The organism is Pseudomonas sp. S2_A10 (assembly GCF_054668465.1).
The window spans coordinates 5,638,853-5,653,908 of record NZ_CP162773.1 but is presented as its reverse complement, the minus strand read 5'-3'; the positions used below and the strand labels follow the sequence as shown (position 1 = coordinate 5,653,908).

Annotated in this window: 12 protein-coding genes and 1 pseudogene; 7 read left to right on the top strand and 6 right to left on the bottom strand. The window is 61.5% G+C overall.

Translation table 11 applies throughout. The features are described 5' to 3' along the window. The first annotated feature begins 28 nt into the window (after positions 1-28). Positions 29-2,068: an NADPH-dependent 2,4-dienoyl-CoA reductase gene (locus tag AB4N41_RS25300; RefSeq protein ID WP_252876590.1), complete on the top strand. Its 2,040-nt coding sequence runs from the start codon at positions 29-31 to the stop codon at positions 2,066-2,068. Positions 2,069-2,193: 125 nt separating this feature from the next. Next, positions 2,194-3,117 (top strand): 1-aminocyclopropane-1-carboxylate deaminase/D-cysteine desulfhydrase, encoded by a 924-nt coding sequence (locus AB4N41_RS25295; RefSeq protein ID WP_252876589.1) that lies wholly within the window; start codon positions 2,194-2,196, stop codon positions 3,115-3,117. A 141-nt stretch (positions 3,118-3,258) separates the two neighbouring features. Here AB4N41_RS25295 and AB4N41_RS25290 read toward each other — a convergent pair whose 3' ends face one another. Further along, positions 3,259-3,777, bottom strand: coding sequence for a hypothetical protein (locus AB4N41_RS25290; RefSeq protein WP_460138178.1), 519 nt, complete (start codon positions 3,775-3,777; stop codon positions 3,259-3,261). On the opposite strand from AB4N41_RS25290, the gene AB4N41_RS25285 reads away from it, so the two are divergent. Further along, positions 3,755-4,096, top strand: a complete 342-nt coding sequence (locus AB4N41_RS25285) for a hypothetical protein (RefSeq protein ID WP_143498023.1) — start codon at positions 3,755-3,757, stop codon at positions 4,094-4,096. The two genes, AB4N41_RS25290 and AB4N41_RS25285, sit on opposite strands and share 23 nt — an antisense overlap. Positions 4,097-4,183: 87 nt before the next feature. Here the strand turns inward: AB4N41_RS25285 and phnX are convergent, their stop codons facing one another. Together phnX and AB4N41_RS25275 are read right to left on the bottom strand one after the other, a co-directional pair. Further along, positions 4,184-5,011: a phosphonoacetaldehyde hydrolase gene (gene phnX / locus AB4N41_RS25280; RefSeq protein ID WP_460138176.1), complete on the bottom strand. Its 828-nt coding sequence runs from the start codon at positions 5,009-5,011 to the stop codon at positions 4,184-4,186. Between the two features lie 142 nt (positions 5,012-5,153). Beyond that, a complete protein-coding gene (locus AB4N41_RS25275) occupies positions 5,154-6,263 on the bottom strand; it encodes a 2-aminoethylphosphonate--pyruvate transaminase (RefSeq protein WP_041477138.1) in 1,110 nt (369 codons plus the stop codon). 113 nt (positions 6,264-6,376) lie between these two features. Here AB4N41_RS25275 and AB4N41_RS25270 point away from each other — a divergent pair, with 113 nt between their 5' ends. Next, the gene (locus tag AB4N41_RS25270) at positions 6,377-7,237 is read left to right on the top strand and encodes a LysR substrate-binding domain-containing protein (RefSeq protein WP_252876588.1); all 861 of its coding nucleotides are present in this window, start codon (positions 6,377-6,379) and stop codon (positions 7,235-7,237) included. A gap of 96 nt (positions 7,238-7,333) precedes the next feature. Here the strand turns inward: AB4N41_RS25270 and AB4N41_RS25265 are convergent, their stop codons facing one another. Then, entirely contained in the window at positions 7,334-8,206 is an 873-nt protein-coding gene (locus tag AB4N41_RS25265) for a LysR family transcriptional regulator (protein WP_252876587.1), read from the bottom strand. Between the two features lie 270 nt (positions 8,207-8,476). On the opposite strand from AB4N41_RS25265, the gene AB4N41_RS25260 reads away from it, so the two are divergent. Then, positions 8,477-9,802: an MFS transporter gene (locus AB4N41_RS25260; RefSeq protein WP_460138173.1), complete on the top strand. Its 1,326-nt coding sequence runs from the start codon at positions 8,477-8,479 to the stop codon at positions 9,800-9,802. Between the two features lie 72 nt (positions 9,803-9,874). Next, the gene (locus AB4N41_RS25255) at positions 9,875-11,266 is read left to right on the top strand and encodes an FAD-dependent oxidoreductase (protein ID WP_252876586.1); all 1,392 of its coding nucleotides are present in this window, start codon (positions 9,875-9,877) and stop codon (positions 11,264-11,266) included. 8 nt (positions 11,267-11,274) lie between these two features. On the opposite strand, the pseudogene AB4N41_RS25250 reads toward AB4N41_RS25255, so the two are convergent. Beyond that, positions 11,275-12,664, bottom strand: a pseudogene (locus tag AB4N41_RS25250) (type VI secretion system Vgr family protein). A gap of 221 nt (positions 12,665-12,885) precedes the next feature. Between AB4N41_RS25250 and AB4N41_RS25245 the strand changes: the two are divergent. Beyond that, positions 12,886-13,590 carry a YebC/PmpR family DNA-binding transcriptional regulator gene (locus tag AB4N41_RS25245; RefSeq protein ID WP_041477129.1) on the top strand — a complete coding sequence of 235 codons (705 nt, stop codon included), beginning with the start codon at positions 12,886-12,888 and terminating at the stop codon, positions 13,588-13,590. 102 nt (positions 13,591-13,692) lie between these two features. On the opposite strand, the gene AB4N41_RS25240 is transcribed toward AB4N41_RS25245, so the two are convergent. Then, positions 13,693-15,006: a leucine-rich repeat-containing protein kinase family protein gene (locus tag AB4N41_RS25240; RefSeq protein ID WP_252876584.1), complete on the bottom strand. Its 1,314-nt coding sequence runs from the start codon at positions 15,004-15,006 to the stop codon at positions 13,693-13,695. Between the last annotated feature and the right edge of the window lie 50 nt (positions 15,007-15,056).

Sequence of the window (15,056 nt, the reverse complement as noted above, 5' to 3'; positions counted from 1 at the left end):
TCCGTGATCGCTCGTTGTGGAGTTACCGATGACCGCCGCTCATTACCCGCATCTGCTGGCCCCGCTGGACCTGGGATTCACCACGCTGCGCAACCGCAGCCTGATGGGCTCGATGCACACTGGCCTTGAAGAAAAGCCGGGTGGCTTCGAACGCATGGCGGCGTACTTCGCCGAACGTGCCCGTGGCGGTGTCGGCCTGATGGTCACCGGCGGCATCGGCCCGAATGACGAGGGCGGCGTGTATTCCGGCGCGGCCAAGCTCACTACCGAGGAAGAGGCGCTCAAGCACCGCATCGTCACTCGCGCGGTGCACGAGGCAGGCGGCAAGATCTGCATGCAGATTCTTCACGCCGGGCGTTACGCCTACAGCCCGAAACAGGTAGCACCGAGCGCGATTCAGGCGCCGATCAACCCGTTCAAGCCCAAAGAGCTGGACGAAGAGGGCATCGAAAAGCAGATCAGTGATTTCGTCACCTGCTCGGTATTGGCGCAAACCGCCGAATACGACGGCGTCGAGATCATGGGCTCGGAAGGTTACTTCATTAACCAGTTCCTCGCCGCGCACACGAATCACCGCACCGACCGCTGGGGTGGCAGCTACGAAAACCGCATGCGCCTGCCGGTAGAAATTGTCCGTCGTGTGCGCGAAGCGGTCGGGCCGAATTTCATCATCATCTTCCGCCTGTCGATGCTCGATTTGGTCGAAGGTGGCAGCACCTGGGATGAAATCGTCATGCTGGCCAAAGCCATCGAGCAGGCCGGTGCGACCATCATCAACACTGGTATCGGCTGGCACGAAGCGCGGATTCCGACCATCGCCACCAAGGTTCCGCGTGCAGCGTTCAGCAAGGTCACGGCCAAGTTGCGCGGCTCGGTGAGCATCCCGCTGATCACCACCAACCGCATCAATACCCCGGAAATTGCCGAGCAGATTCTTGCCGAGGGCGATGCCGACATGGTCTCCATGGCCCGACCATTCCTCGCCGATCCGGACTTCGTCAACAAAGCCGCCGAAGGCCGCGCCGACGAAATCAACACCTGCATCGGCTGCAACCAAGCGTGCCTCGACCACACCTTTGGCGGCAAGCTCACCAGTTGCCTGGTCAACCCGCGCGCCTGCCACGAAACCGAACTCAATTACCTGCCGGTGCAGCAGATCAAGAAAATCGCCGTGGTCGGTGCCGGCCCTGCCGGCTTGTCTGCCGCCACCGTAGCCGCCGAGCGCGGTCATCAGGTGACGTTGTTCGATTCGGCCAGTGAGATTGGTGGCCAGTTCAACATTGCCAAGCGCGTGCCGGGCAAGGAAGAGTTTTTCGAAACCCTGCGCTACTTCAACCGCAAGCTGCAAACCACCAATGTCGAGGTGTGCCTGAACACCCGCGTCGACGTGGCCAAGTTGGTTGAGGGCGGCTACGACGAAATCATTCTCGCCACCGGTATCGCCCCGCGCGTGCCGGCGATTCCGGGCATCGAAAATGCCAAGGTGCTGAGTTATCTGGATGTGATCCTCGAGCGCAAACCGGTCGGCAAGCGTGTCGCGGTAATCGGTGCTGGCGGGATCGGTTTCGATGTCTCGGAATTTCTCGTTCATCAAGGCGTAGCCACCAGTCTGGATCGCGCGGCGTTCTGGAAAGAGTGGGGCATCGACACGCAACTGGAGGCCCGTGGTGGTGTGGCGGGAATCAAAGCGGCACCGCATGCGCCGGCCCGTGAGGTGTTCCTGTTGCAGCGCAAGAAAACCAAGGTCGGCGACGGTCTGGGCAAAACCACCGGCTGGATTCATCGCACCGGTCTGAAGAACAAGCAGGTGCAGATGCTCAACAGCGTCGAATACCTGAGCATCGATGACCAAGGCTTGCACATTCGCATCGGCGAATCCGGCGAGCCGCAACTGCTGGCAGTGGACAACATCGTGATCTGCGCGGGGCAGGATCCGTTGCGTGAATTGCACGACGGTCTGGTTGAAGCCGGGCAGAACGTGCACTTGATCGGCGGCGCGGATGTGGCGGCGGAGCTGGACGCCAAGCGGGCGATCAATCAAGGTTCGCGGCTGGCGGCTGAGTTGTAAACACATTCTGTAGGAGCTGCCGAAGGCTGCGATCTGTTGATCCTGATTTCAAAAGCAAGATCAAAAGATCGCAGCCTGCGGCAGCTCCTACTAGTATGTGGTCTTTTCCAGATTGTGCAGTGCCCATGCTTTTGCCTCCCCCCAACTGGCTACCCCCGGCCCCTCTCGAACCGCTCCATCTGGACTGGCTTGCAGCTGCCGGCATCGAGGTTGCGATCCTGCGCCTGGACCGCATCGACCCGCTGATCAGCGGCAACAAGTGGTTCAAACTCGTCGAACACCTCAAAGCCGCCGAGCGTGCCGGCGCCGAGGGCATCACCAGCCTCGGCGGTGCGCATTCCAATCACCTGCATGCGCTGGCGGCGGCGGGCAAGCGGCTGGGTTTCAAAACCGTGGGACTGCTGCGCGGGCACCCGCAGGACACGCCGACAGTGCGAGATCTGCAAGCGTTCGGCATGCAGTTGCATTGGCTGGGTTACGCCGGCTATCGCGCGCGGCACGAAGCGGGATTCTGGGTACCGTGGCACGCGCAATATCCGACGCTGCATGCAGTGCCCGAGGGCGGTGGTGGCGTGGCCGGCGCACTGGGTTGCGCAGCGATCAGGCAGCAAGCCGAAGAGCAATTGGCCAAGCTCGGCTGGGATGATTTCGACGCCTGGTGGCTGGCCTGTGGCACCGGCACGACACTGGCCGGGCTGGCGCTCGCCGAGAAAGGCAAGCGCGCGGTGTACGGCGCTCTGGCAGTGCCGGATGATCACGGCGTAGCGCCGAACATCGAGTCGATCCTCGCGCCCGCCACCGAGCATGCGGCGGGCTATCAACTGATCGACGCCAGCCGTGGTGGTTTCGCCAAAGTTGACGAGGCGTTGCTGACCTTCATCGATCAGACCGAGCAAACCAGCGGCATCCCTTTGGAACCGCTGTACACCGGCAAGGCCTTGCTGGCGCTCAAGCAGCATGTCGAAGCAGGCGAATTTGCCATCGGCACGCGTCTGATCTTTATCCACACGGGGGGCTTGCAGGGGCGACGCGGATTTGCAATGACATAGCCGATGGACGCGATCAGTACATGCCAGCGTTTCGGCGTAATGATATTTGCAACACACAAAAGTCTTATTTGTACGGTTTATTATTTCTGCTTATTTAAAGTTGTTGGTGTGCGTTGAACTGTGGGCGTAACTCTATGTTGCTTATATCTTGTAGGTTCTTTTGGTTTGAATAGTTTGTTGTGCGTGATTATTGTTGGTTCGGCTCTTTAGTTTGTTATTAAAGATCATAATTATATTTGTAAATTTGAGTGTGAATATGAAAAGTCCGATCTCCAAGCCTCGCCCCACTACCACTACCACTACCACTACACCAAAGCCAGTGGCGCCAACCAAACCCGTAGCACCGACCAAACCCGTAGCACCGACCAAACCAGTGGCACCAACCAAGCCAGTAGCACCAACCAAACCGGTAGCGCCGACCAAGCCGGTAGCGCCAACCAAGCCAGTAGCACCAACCAAACCGGTAGCGCCGACCAAGCCAGTGGCACCAACCAAACCGGTAGCGCCGACCAAGCCAGTGGCGCCAACCAAGCCAGTAGCACCGACCAAACCAGTGGCGCCAACCAAACCGGTAGCCCCAACCAAACCAGTTGCGCCGACCGCACCAGTAGCGCCGGTCGATACCAAGCGTCCGCCAATGCCATGGCCGACCCTTAACATCAACATCGATCCGGTGGCCTTGATTACGCTGATTCAAACACTCGGTGCGACCGTCAATGTCGATGGTTCGACCACACTGCCTGACGGTAGCGTGGTTGACGTTGATAAGACTTCGATCAAGCGTCCCGACGGCATCATTCAATATGACGACGGCCGGGTAGAGTATCCGGACGGGCGGATCGTATGGTCTGATAATACCGTTGAATATCCGGATGGCCGTATTGTCTGGGAAGATGGAACTGAACAGTTGCCTGACGGAAGCGTTAAACATCCCGATGGTAGTGCGTACGACGCAGAGGGCAACCTTGTTTCAGAGTAAGTAATAACCGGGCAATATATTTATTCAAGACAGTGCAAAAAAAACACCGCTGATTGTCATGGATCAGCGGTGTTCCGGTTATCGGCCTCAGGCGTTTTGCGGCATCTCACCGTTGGCCAGACGCTTGTTGATGTCGGCGATCACTTCCGGCAGATCGCTGATGGTGTCGATCATGTAATGCGGCCGCGAACTTGCGAACAGCGCGTGGATGCGCTGGCGCTCGCTGGCCAGTTCATCGCTGCCCAGCGCGCGGAAACCCTCATAATCCAGACCCAGCGCGTTGCCCGAGCAAATCAGCGCAACCGTCCACATGCCGGCCCGGCGGCCTTCGAGAATGCCCGGCACGGTGTCGTCGATCTTCACGCACGCTGCAACATCGTCGATGCCCAGAGCGATCACGTTGGCCAACGCTTGCGCCGGCCATGGACGACCGTTTGGCACTTCGTCGGTGGCGACCACGTGGTCGGCGACGTAGCCGTTGCTGGCGGCGAGTTCGACGACTTTGTCCATCACCGCTTTCGGGTAGCCGGAGCAGGAACCGATCTTGATCCCTTGCGCGCGCAGTTGGGCGATGGCGTCCAGCGCGCCGGGAATCAGTGCCGAGTGCTCGGCGATTTTCTCGATCTGCAACGGCATGAAGCGGTTGTAGATAGCGGTGACGTCATCGTCGGTCGGCGTGCGACCGAATACCTTGCGATAACGCTCGGCCACTTGCGGCTGATCACAGAGGGTGCGGATGTGGTCCCACTTGCCCATGCCCATCGGCCCACGGGCCTCTTCAATCGACACCTGCACATCGAACTCGGCGAAGGCTTCGACGAAGATCTGCGTCGGCGCGAACGAGCCGAAATCGGCCACGGTACCGGCCCAGTCGAGGATCGCGGCTTGCAGCTTGCTTGGATTGGTGTAGTTCATGGCAATCAATTCCTGATTTGAAAATGAGATCAAAATGTGGGAGCGAGCCTGCTCGCGAAAGCGGTCTGACATCAGCGTATGTGTCGCCTGGGACGACGCTTTCGCGAGCAGGCTCGCTCCCACAGGGGATTTTTGGTGGGGCTCAGATATCGAGCACTTCCATCTCGCGCAGCACTTCACCCACTGCTGCCACGGCCTGGCGCATTTCGTCCGGGGTGACGTGGCCGATGCAGCCGACGCGGAAAGTTTCGACCTGGGTCAGCTTGCCGGGGTAGAGGATGTAACCCTTGGCCTTGACCCGCTCATAGAAGTCCTTGAACTGGTAGCGCGGATCCTGCGGGGCATGGAAAGTGGCGATGATCGGCGCCTGAATCGCCGCCGGCAGGAAGCTGCGCAAGCCGAGCTTGTTCATCTCTTCCATCAGCGCCTGACAGTTGGCGGCATAACGCGCATGCCGCGCCGGCAGACCGCCTTCTTCGCGGTATTGCAGCAACGCTTCGTGCAGCGCCGCGACCACATGGGTGGGCGGGGTGAAGCGCCATTGCCCGGTTTTCATCATGTAGGCGTGCTGGTCGTACAGGTCCATCGCCAGCGAGTGCGAGTTGCCAGCCGCGGCGGCCAGCGATTCCTTGCGGGCGAAGACAAAACCCATCCCCGGTACGCCTTCCAGGCATTTGCCGGAAGCGGCAATGAGCGCGTCGAATGGCACTTTTTGCGCATCCACCGGCAACGCGCCGAATGAGCTCATGGCGTCGATGATCAGACGTTTGCCGTGTTGCGCGACGACCTCGGCGATTTCTGCCAGCGGATTGAGAATGCCGGTGCTGGTTTCGCAGTGGATCAGCGCCACGTGGGTGATGTCAGCGTCGGCGCGCAGCAAGCGGTCGACGTCGGCGGCGGTGGTCGGCTCGTCTTCGGCGGTTTCGAAGGTGCTGAACGAGCGGCCGAGCACTTCGCAGATCTTCGCCAGGCGCTTGCCGTAAGCGCCGTTGATCAGCACGAGGATTTTGCCATCACGCGGTACCAACGTGCCGATCGCCGCTTCGACAGCGAACGTGCCGCTGCCCTGTAACGGTACGCAATGGTGGCTGGCGGCGCCGTTGAGGATGGCCAGCAATTGCTCGCACAGGCTGGCGGTCAGCTGGTTGAAGCGGTCATCCCACGAACCCCAGTCGACCATCATGGCCTGACGGGTGCGGGCCGAAGTGGTCAACGGGCCGGGAGTGAGCAGAATCGGTGCGGCGGTACTCATTCGTGTGTCCTCGCGAAAACGCTGTGGGATGAAGCTACGGGGCCTACGTTGCAATTCGCCGTTGCATCAATCAAATTGTTTGTTGTTATGCCAGCCATCAGTGAGGGTTATCCATGAATCTGTTTCAGCTGCGCGCCTTCGATGCCGTGGCCCGCGAAGGCAGCTTCACCCGCGCGGCTGCGCGGTTGTTCATCAGCCAGCCGGCGGTTACCGGACACATCAAGGCACTGGAAGAGCACTACCAGATCACCTTGCTGCGGCGCACCGCGCGACGGGTGGAACTGACCGAGGAGGGCACCAAACTGGCAGCGATCACCCGCGCCATGTTCGGTCTGGCGGAAGAAGCGCAGACGCTGCTAGAGGCCAATCGGCAGTTACTGACCGGGCGTCTGGAGGTGGCGGCGGATGGGCCGCACATGGTCATGCCGATGCTGGCGAGTTTGCGCGCACGCTATCCGGGGATCACCGTCAACCTGCGTCTGGGCAACGCGCAGGAAACCCTGGCGGCGCTGTTGTCGGAGCACGCCGATGTCGCGGTGCTGACCGAGGTCGAGCCGCGCAAGGGTCTGCATCTGCAAGCGCTGAGCGAATCGCGGATCTGCGCGTTGGTGCCGGCGGGGCATCGCTGGGCGAATCGCTCCGGGGAAGTGAAAGTCAAGGAGCTGGACCAAGTGATCATGGTCCTGCGCGAGCCGACTTCGATTACCCGGCGCACGTTTGACCAGGCGTGTATGCAGGCGTCGATTCAGCCGCGGGTGTTGCTGGAGCTGGACAGTCGCGAGGCGGTGACCGAAGCGGTCGCGGCCGAGTTGGGTGTCGGTGTGGTGTCATCGGTGGAGGTCAGTCATGACCCGCGCGTGGTGGCGATCCCGATTGCCGGGGAAGGGCTGATGAACCGGCACATGATTGGCTGCATGGAGCGCCGGCGCGAGTTGCGCTTGATTCAGGCTTTTTTTGATCTGGCACCAGCCTGAAAACCGTGGCGACTTTTTCGCGAGCAGGCTCGCTCCCACATTGCAGAGCGCGGTCCCATGTGGGAGCGAGCCTGCTCGCGAAGGGGCCGATACTGTTTACGCAAGACTCTCGCGAACCATATCGAGAAACGTCGCCACCACCCGCCGCGAACTCTGTTCGCGCAAACACACCAGGGTTTCGGTCAGGCGCCTCGTGCAGTCGGTGATCGGCAACGCGCAGACCCGTGAGTCGGCGCCGAACTCCGCCGCTGAGACCACACCAACCCCGATCCCCACCACCACGGCTTCGCGCGCCGCTTCCCGACCTTCAACCTGAATCGCCGGGCGGATGCGCAAACCTGCGCGGGCCATTTCCTCTTCCAGGGTCTGCCGGGTCACCGAACCGATCTCTCGCAGCACCAGTGGCGTGTCATCCAGATCGGCCAGACAGATCGATTCGCGCTCGGCCCACGGATGATTGCGCGAAACGAACGCCACCATCGGATCGTTGCGCAACGGCACACACAGCAAGCGTTCATCGGTTACGTCGCGGCCGAGCAGCGCCAGATCGGCCTGATAGTTGAACAGGCGAAACAGCGATTCATCGGTATTGCCGGTCTCGATTTTCACGCTGATGCCCGGGTAGCGCTCGCAGAACCGTGCGATCTGCGGCAACACGTGGATCGGCGCGTCCACCGCGAGAATCAGGCTGCCGGTCTGCAGGGCCTGGGATTCTTGCAGCAATTCCTGCGCTTCGGCTTCGATCACGAACAGGCGCTGAGTGATCGCCAGCAGGCGCTCGCCGAGATCGGTCAGGCGTACGGAACGTTTATTGCGGTGAAACAGCAGCACGCCGAAGCGTTCTTCGAGTTTGCGTACTTGGTCGGAAATCGCTGGTTGCGTCAGATAAAGCCGCTCGGCGGCGCGGGTGAAGCTGCCATGGACGGCCACCGCGTGGAACGCTTTGAGTTGGGCGTGAGAGACAGACATGGTGGCTCCAGTAACAAGCTCAGCTTATGTGTGAAATACGATAAATCGATTTTATTTATTAAACAGTAATTGCTTTGATCGGCTCACGCCATCGCTGACTGCTCGGTCGAGCAGCGGCGCCGGCCCATGAGCCTGTGCGTGCAACAGCAGACTCATCTGACCGTTATCGCCGAAGGGAAGGGGCGGTATCGCAGTGCTCAACAATAAAAAACACAGGCGTTTTTCTTAACGATTCTGCCGGCACACTCACACCCTGAGGTCAGAACCACCATGAACAAGCACATCGGCACCCTGGCGCGTTGGCGCGTGCAGATCTTCGCTATTACCTGGCTCGCGTACGCCGCGTTCTACTTCACCCGCAAAGCCTTTTCGGTGGCCAAACTGGGCATCGCCGAAAACCCTGATTTCACCCTCGACAAAATGGCCATGGCCAACCTCGACGCGATCTATCTGGCGGCGTATGCCCTCGGACAGTTCACCTGGGGCATGCTCGCCGATCGCTTTGGCCCGCGAGTGGTGGTGCTTGGCGGTTTGCTGATATCCGCCGCTGCGGCGCTGGTGATGGGCAGTTTCGCTACATTGCCGATCTTCGCCACGTGCATGTTGATTCAAGGTCTGGCGCAGTCCACTGGCTGGTCGGGGCTGTGTAAAAACCTTGGCAGCTTCTTCCCGTCAGAGCAGCGCGGGCGCGTGCTCGGCTTGTGGAGTTCCTGTTACGCGTTTGGTGGTCTGGTCGCCTCGCCGTTCGCCGGCTGGTGGGCCTACACGCTGGTCGGCACCTGGCACGCGGCATTCATTTCCAGCGCGGCGGTGGTCGCGGTGGTCGCCGTGCTGTTCTTTATCTTCCAGCGCAACAAACCGGAAGACGTCGGCTTGCCGGCGGTGGAGCCCGAGCCGGAACTGACCGCCGAGGAAACCGCAGCCAACAGCAAACTCAGCGTGTGGGAGCCGTTAAAGGAAATCCTGCGCAACCGCACGGTGCTGGTGCTGGGCCTGGCGTATTTCCTGCTGAAACCGGCGCGCTACGCGATTCTGTTGTGGGGCCCGGTGATTGTTTTCGAGCAGATGCCCAGTGTCGGCAAGGTCGGCGCGGCGATCATTCCAACCGCGTTTGAACTGGCCGGATTGCTCGGGCCGATCATGATCGGCCTGGCCTCGGACAAACTCTTCGGCGCCCGACGCATGCCGGCCTGCGTGCTGAGTCTGTTGGCGCTGACCGTAACGCTGGCGCTGTTCATGGCTGCGCTGAACACCGGCAGCGTGTTGCTGGTTGTCGCGTTGCTGTTCGTCATGGGCCTGACGTTGTACGGCCCGGACTCGATGATCAGCGGCGCGGCCGCCATCGATTTCGGCAAGGCCAAGGCCGGTGCCACCGCCGCCGGTTTCGTCAACGGCTGCGGCTCCGTTGGCGCAGTGCTCGGCGGTTTGCTGCCGGGCTACTTCGACTCGGTGACGGTGTTCATCGTCTTCGCCGGATGCGCGCTGTTCTCGGCGCTGGTGCTGATTCCGCACTGGAACAGTCGGCCGGTCGGCGTGATGGAGCCGCGCGCAACGATCCCCAACTGCCCGCTGAGCGTCAAACCGCTGCGTTCCTGAAACCCTTCGCCCCGTGGCCTGCTGCGCGGTGCGCGGCAGGCTGCGTCGTGGCTTTCTGACTGGAGATTTCCCATGCGACCGTTCTGGCTCGAGCAGGCCTTGCAGGCCGACCTATCCGAACAGTGTCCACCGCTGCAAGGTGAGGTGCGCACCGATGTGTGCATCGTTGGCGGCGGCTACACCGGATTGTGGACGGCGATCATGCTCAAGCAGCAAAACCCCGAGCTGGATGTGCTGCTGATCGAAGCAGACATCTGCGGTGCCGGCGCCAGTGGCCGTAACGGTGGTTGCGCACTGTCATGGTCGGCCAAGTATTTCACCCTGGAACGCTTGTTCGGCGTCGACGAGGCGGTGCGTCTCGTCAAGGAATCCGAGCGCAGCATCCATGCGATCGGCGAGTTCTGCGAGCAGTACGGCGTCGATGCCGACTACCGCCTCGACGGCACGCTGTACACCGCGACCAATCGCGCCCAGGTCGGCGCAACTGACGCGGTGATCGCGGCGCTGGAGCGTAATGGCATCAACTCGTTCAGCCAGCGCCCGCTCGCCGATGTGCAGCGCATGGCTGGTTCAGCGAAACACCTGGAGGGCTGGTTTTCCCCGGCGGCTGCCAGCGTGCAACCGGGCAAACTGGTGCGCGGCCTGCGCCGGGTGGCGCTGCAATCGGGCGTGAAAATCCATGAGGGTACGGCGATGACCGGACTGGAAGAGGGCCGCCCGGCACGTATTCACACGCCTGGCGGCAAGGTCATCGCCGACCGCGTGGTGCTGGCGATGAATGCGTGGATGGCCCGCGCGTTTCCTCAGTTCGAGCGCAGTGTGGCGATCGTTTCCAGTGACATGCTGATCACCGAGCCGCGCCCGGACCTGCTGCAGCAAATCGGTTTGACCAGCGGCGTCAGCGTCCTCGATTCGCGGATTTTCGTGCATTACTACCACAACACCCCGGACGGCCGGATCATGCTCGGCAAGGGCGGCAACACCTTCGCCTATGGCGGGCGGATGCTGCCGGTGTTCGATCAGCCGTCGCCTTATGCCGGATTGCTCAAGCGCAGTCTCGCGGATTTTTTTCCGGCGTTCGCCGATGTCAAAATCGACGCGACGTGGAACGGCCCGTCGGATCGTTCGGTGACCGGTTTACCGTTTTTCGGCCAGATGAGCTCGGCGGGCAACGTGTTTTACGGCTTCGGTTATTCCGGCAGCGGCGTCGGCCCGTGTCACATGGGTGGGCAGATTCTCGCCGCGCTGGTGCAGGGCCTGGATAACCCGTGGACCCGCTCGTCGCTGGTCAACGGGCCGCTGGGTTATTTCCCGCCGGAACCCATCCGCTACCTCGGCTCGTTGATGGTGCGCAACGCCATCCGCCGCAAGGAGCGCGCCGAAGATCACGGGCGCCGGCCTCGGCATCTGGACGTGCGCCTGGCCAGGTTCGCGGCGGCGGCGGGCAAGGCGGACAAAGGCTGAGGCGCCGATCAATGCTCGGCGCGGTGGCTCAGCCAGTCGAGCAACAGGCTGTCGCGCACGGGCTCTGATTCGCGCTCCGGCGGCTGGCGTGCGTGGCTGAGGCAAAGGATCGGTCGGTCCGGATCGCTGTCGAGGAAACTCACCCACACTTCACTGCCGGCGCGCGGTAATTGATCGACGGCGACGGGGCCGCTGAGCCGGCTCATGGCGATCGGCAGCCACAGGGCGTCGCTGGCGGATTTATCCTCAGCCGGCCACAGGCTTACAGCGAGGCAGCCGTTTTCGTCCACTTGCGCAGGTTGCCCAGGCGCACCCGCCACTTTTGCCAAGTGATAACCGGCAATATTCGGGCGAGCTTGTTTGAGTGGCGGACGGAAATCGGTCGACCAGGGCTGCGCAGTGAAGTCGTTGTGATAACGCTGAACGCTTGGCGCCGGATCAAGGATCGAAGGGTGCTGCCCGTGGTGGCGCACCGCGCTGATCAGCCATTGTTCGTTGAAATGATGAATCGGGTGGTCGGCCACAAGCAGCAGTCGTCCACTGAGCAAATCGCTGCAATCACTGCGCCCGTGAATGGAGCGCAACTGGCAGCGTTGGCGTTGCAGATGACGTCGGCTGCGTTGTTCGGCGTGCAGACGTTCCGGCGATCGCGCGGGCATCGGCAACTCGGTCGAGACCTCGTTGGCGGCTTCGGCATTGCCGGTTGGCTGACCGCGATTGCGCACCGCATGCAGCATCGGTACAGGCGCCGCGCGATGCTGTTGATAGAGCGCGCTGACGCAGGGCGACGGTGGTTGCTCATCAGCACTGAAAGGGATTTCGACCGGTTCCTGCGGCAGGCTCAGGCTGTCGTCAGCGAAGACCACGACGTGTCCGTCCGGCCCATGTTCGAAGTGATAGTGGATGCCTTCTTCTTCGCATAGCCGCTGCGCCAGTGCCAGATCGCTTTCTTCGTACTGAATGCAAAACGCCCTTGCAGGGTAGTGACCGACGCTCATTTCAATGCGGTAGCTGTGCGCTGGCAGGGCATGTTCTTCGAGCAGTTGTTGAATGATCTGCGGCACACTCAGGTGAGTAAACACGCGGCGCTTATGCGTTTGCGCCAGTTGTTGCAGATGCGGCACCAGAATCAGTCGATAGCCGACCCGATGCGTCCCGCGATGTTCGCAGCTGGCGCTGGAAATGACGCCGTGGAATCCGTGCTGCTCACTGAGCCGCAAAAAGGCTGGCCTGTGCAGGAAGGATCCCGGGACGATGGCCGGGGCCAGTCCGAGCAGTTCGATGTCGAAACGGTAAGGCTGGTTCAGCGCTTCCTCGCCCCCGAAAACGCACCACCGGCAGGCGCAATCCGCTGTCGGTCAGCGTAAGGGTGAAGGGACTTTCCTTGTCATTGAGCATTCGAGCAGGCCCTGTCAGGCGATACGGGGTTTCAAGGGTACGAAACCGTCGGGCTGAATGGTCATGTCAAAGGCGCTTTTCAGAATCCCCCTACATGCTTTGGTGAAGATGTCGATTCCGTCGGCTGTTTTTTTGGTCGATTGCCGACTTTAGGCCGTATAAACTTGCCGCCACGCGTCGGCCAATAGATGTCTCGGCGCCACAGATCAAGAGAGTGAGTAATGGGCGCACAGTGGAAGGTTAAACACAAAGAAGCGGCAGCCAACGCCAAAGGGAAGATCTTCGGCAAACTGGTGAAGGAAATCACCATTGCTGCGCGCAACGGTGCCGATACCGCCACCAACGCACACCTGCGTCTGGTGGTCGAACAGGCGAAAAAAGCCTCGATGCCAAAAGAAACCCTCGATCGCGCGATCAAGAAAGGCGCCGGTCTGCTGGGTGAAACCGTGCAATACCATCGCGTGACCTACGAAGGCTTCGCGCCGCATCAGGTGCCGCTGATCGTCGAATGCGTCACCGACAACATCAACCGCACCGTCGCGGAAATTCGTGTGGCGTTCCGCAAGGGCCAGTTGGGCGCTTCGGGTTCGGTGGCGTGGATGTTCAACCACGTCGGCATGATCGAAGCCTCGCCGGACAGCCCGGAAGCCGATCCGGAAATGGCTGCGATCGAAGCCGGTGCCCAGGATTTCGAGCCGGGCGAAGAGGGCGCGACGCTGTTCCTCACCGACCCGACCGACCTCGACGCTGTGCAGAAAGCCCTGCCGGAACAAGGCTTCACCGTGCTCTCGGCCAAGCTCGGCTACCAGCCGAAGAACCCGGTCAGCGGCTTGAGCGACGAGCAGATGGCTGAAGTCGAGGCGTTCCTCGAAGGCCTCGACAACCATGATGACGTGCAGGACATGTTTGTTGGTCTGGCTGGCTGATCCGTCGCGCCAGTAATGACCTCTTCTCGAGCAGGCTGGCTCCCACATTTGCAATGCATTCCAATGTGGGAGCGAGCCTGCTCGCGAATGACCGCGCAGCGGTCACAGATTCTCCAGCATCTCGATGACTTCACTGAACCCCGGCCGCCCCAGCACATCCGCCTGACAGCAACGTCGTTCCAGCGCCTCCAGGTGCGCGCGCCGCTCCGTACTCAATCCTGAGTCGACACGCTCCAGCAACTCCCCCAACAACACACCGAACGCCCGGACTTCCAGGCGCTGCAATGCGCGCGTCTGCACATCATCGCGGGTTGCATGAAACGACGCCGCGCCGAAATCCCCGAGCAGACAATCGCCCTGATCGTTCAACAGAATGTTGTGGCCATACAGATCGCCGTGGGTAATGCCTTGGTGGTGCAGGTGCTCGGCCGCTGAGGCGATGCCTTGGGCGACGCGCAGGGCAACCTCCGCCGTGAACCGGCAGTCCTCGGCATAAACATCCCGCGAGCACGAGACCAGGCTCGGCAAGCCGGCGAGATTGCCGAAGCTCGGATCTATCAACTGCATCACCAATCCCTGCTGCTGATCGGGGTGGCCGCTGATGCGGCCCTCGACGCGGATCAGGTTGGGGTGCAAACCGGCAGTGATGCAGGCGTTCATCTCGTGCAATGGCGAGCCGTCGCTGGTCATCTCGCCTTTGTACAGCTTCACCGCAACCGCTTGCGCCGTGCCATCGTCACGCTGCCAGACCGCCTGGGAAATCACCCCGGAAGCGCCTTCGCCCAGTTGCTGCTCCAGGCGCAGCGCTGACCAGTCGATCAGCGGCGTAGCCTCAAGGGCAGCGGCATCGGCTTCGGTTTCCAGCGGATTGCCGGCGTAGGCCAGCCAGGTCAGGCTCGGCAAGGTCAGCAGCCATTGCGGCAGTTCGCTGAGTTGGTTGGCAGCGATGCGCAGCAATTCCAGCCGATGGCAGTGACGCAGGGAGTCTGGCAGCGAGCGCAGGCGATTGCCGGCGAGCATGAGCTTCTGCAGGGCGGGCCGTTCACCGAGTTCGCTGGGCAGGCTTGCGATGCGGTTATCGGTGAGGATCAGCCAGCGCAGCTGCGGCGGCAGAGCGTCACCAGGGACATTGACGATGCGGTTGGCCTTGAAGCCGACCATCGTCAGCGCGGTGCATTGGCCGAGGCACGCCGGCAGTTCGCTGAACTGGTTGTCGGAGCAGAACAGCACGCGCAGGCGGGTCAGGCGATGCAGGTCATCGGGCAGGCTGCTCAGCGCGTTGCCGCTGAGGTTGAGCACTTCCAGCGTGTCGGCCAGTTGGAATATTTCGCGGGGGAATTCGGTCAGCCCGCAGGACAGGTCGAGGCGGGTAATGCCTGACAGCTCGCCGGCGCGCAGTTGAGCAAGGGTGTGCATGTCTGGTTTCGCTATTGATCGGTGGAGCGACGCGGGGGCGCGGGAATGGG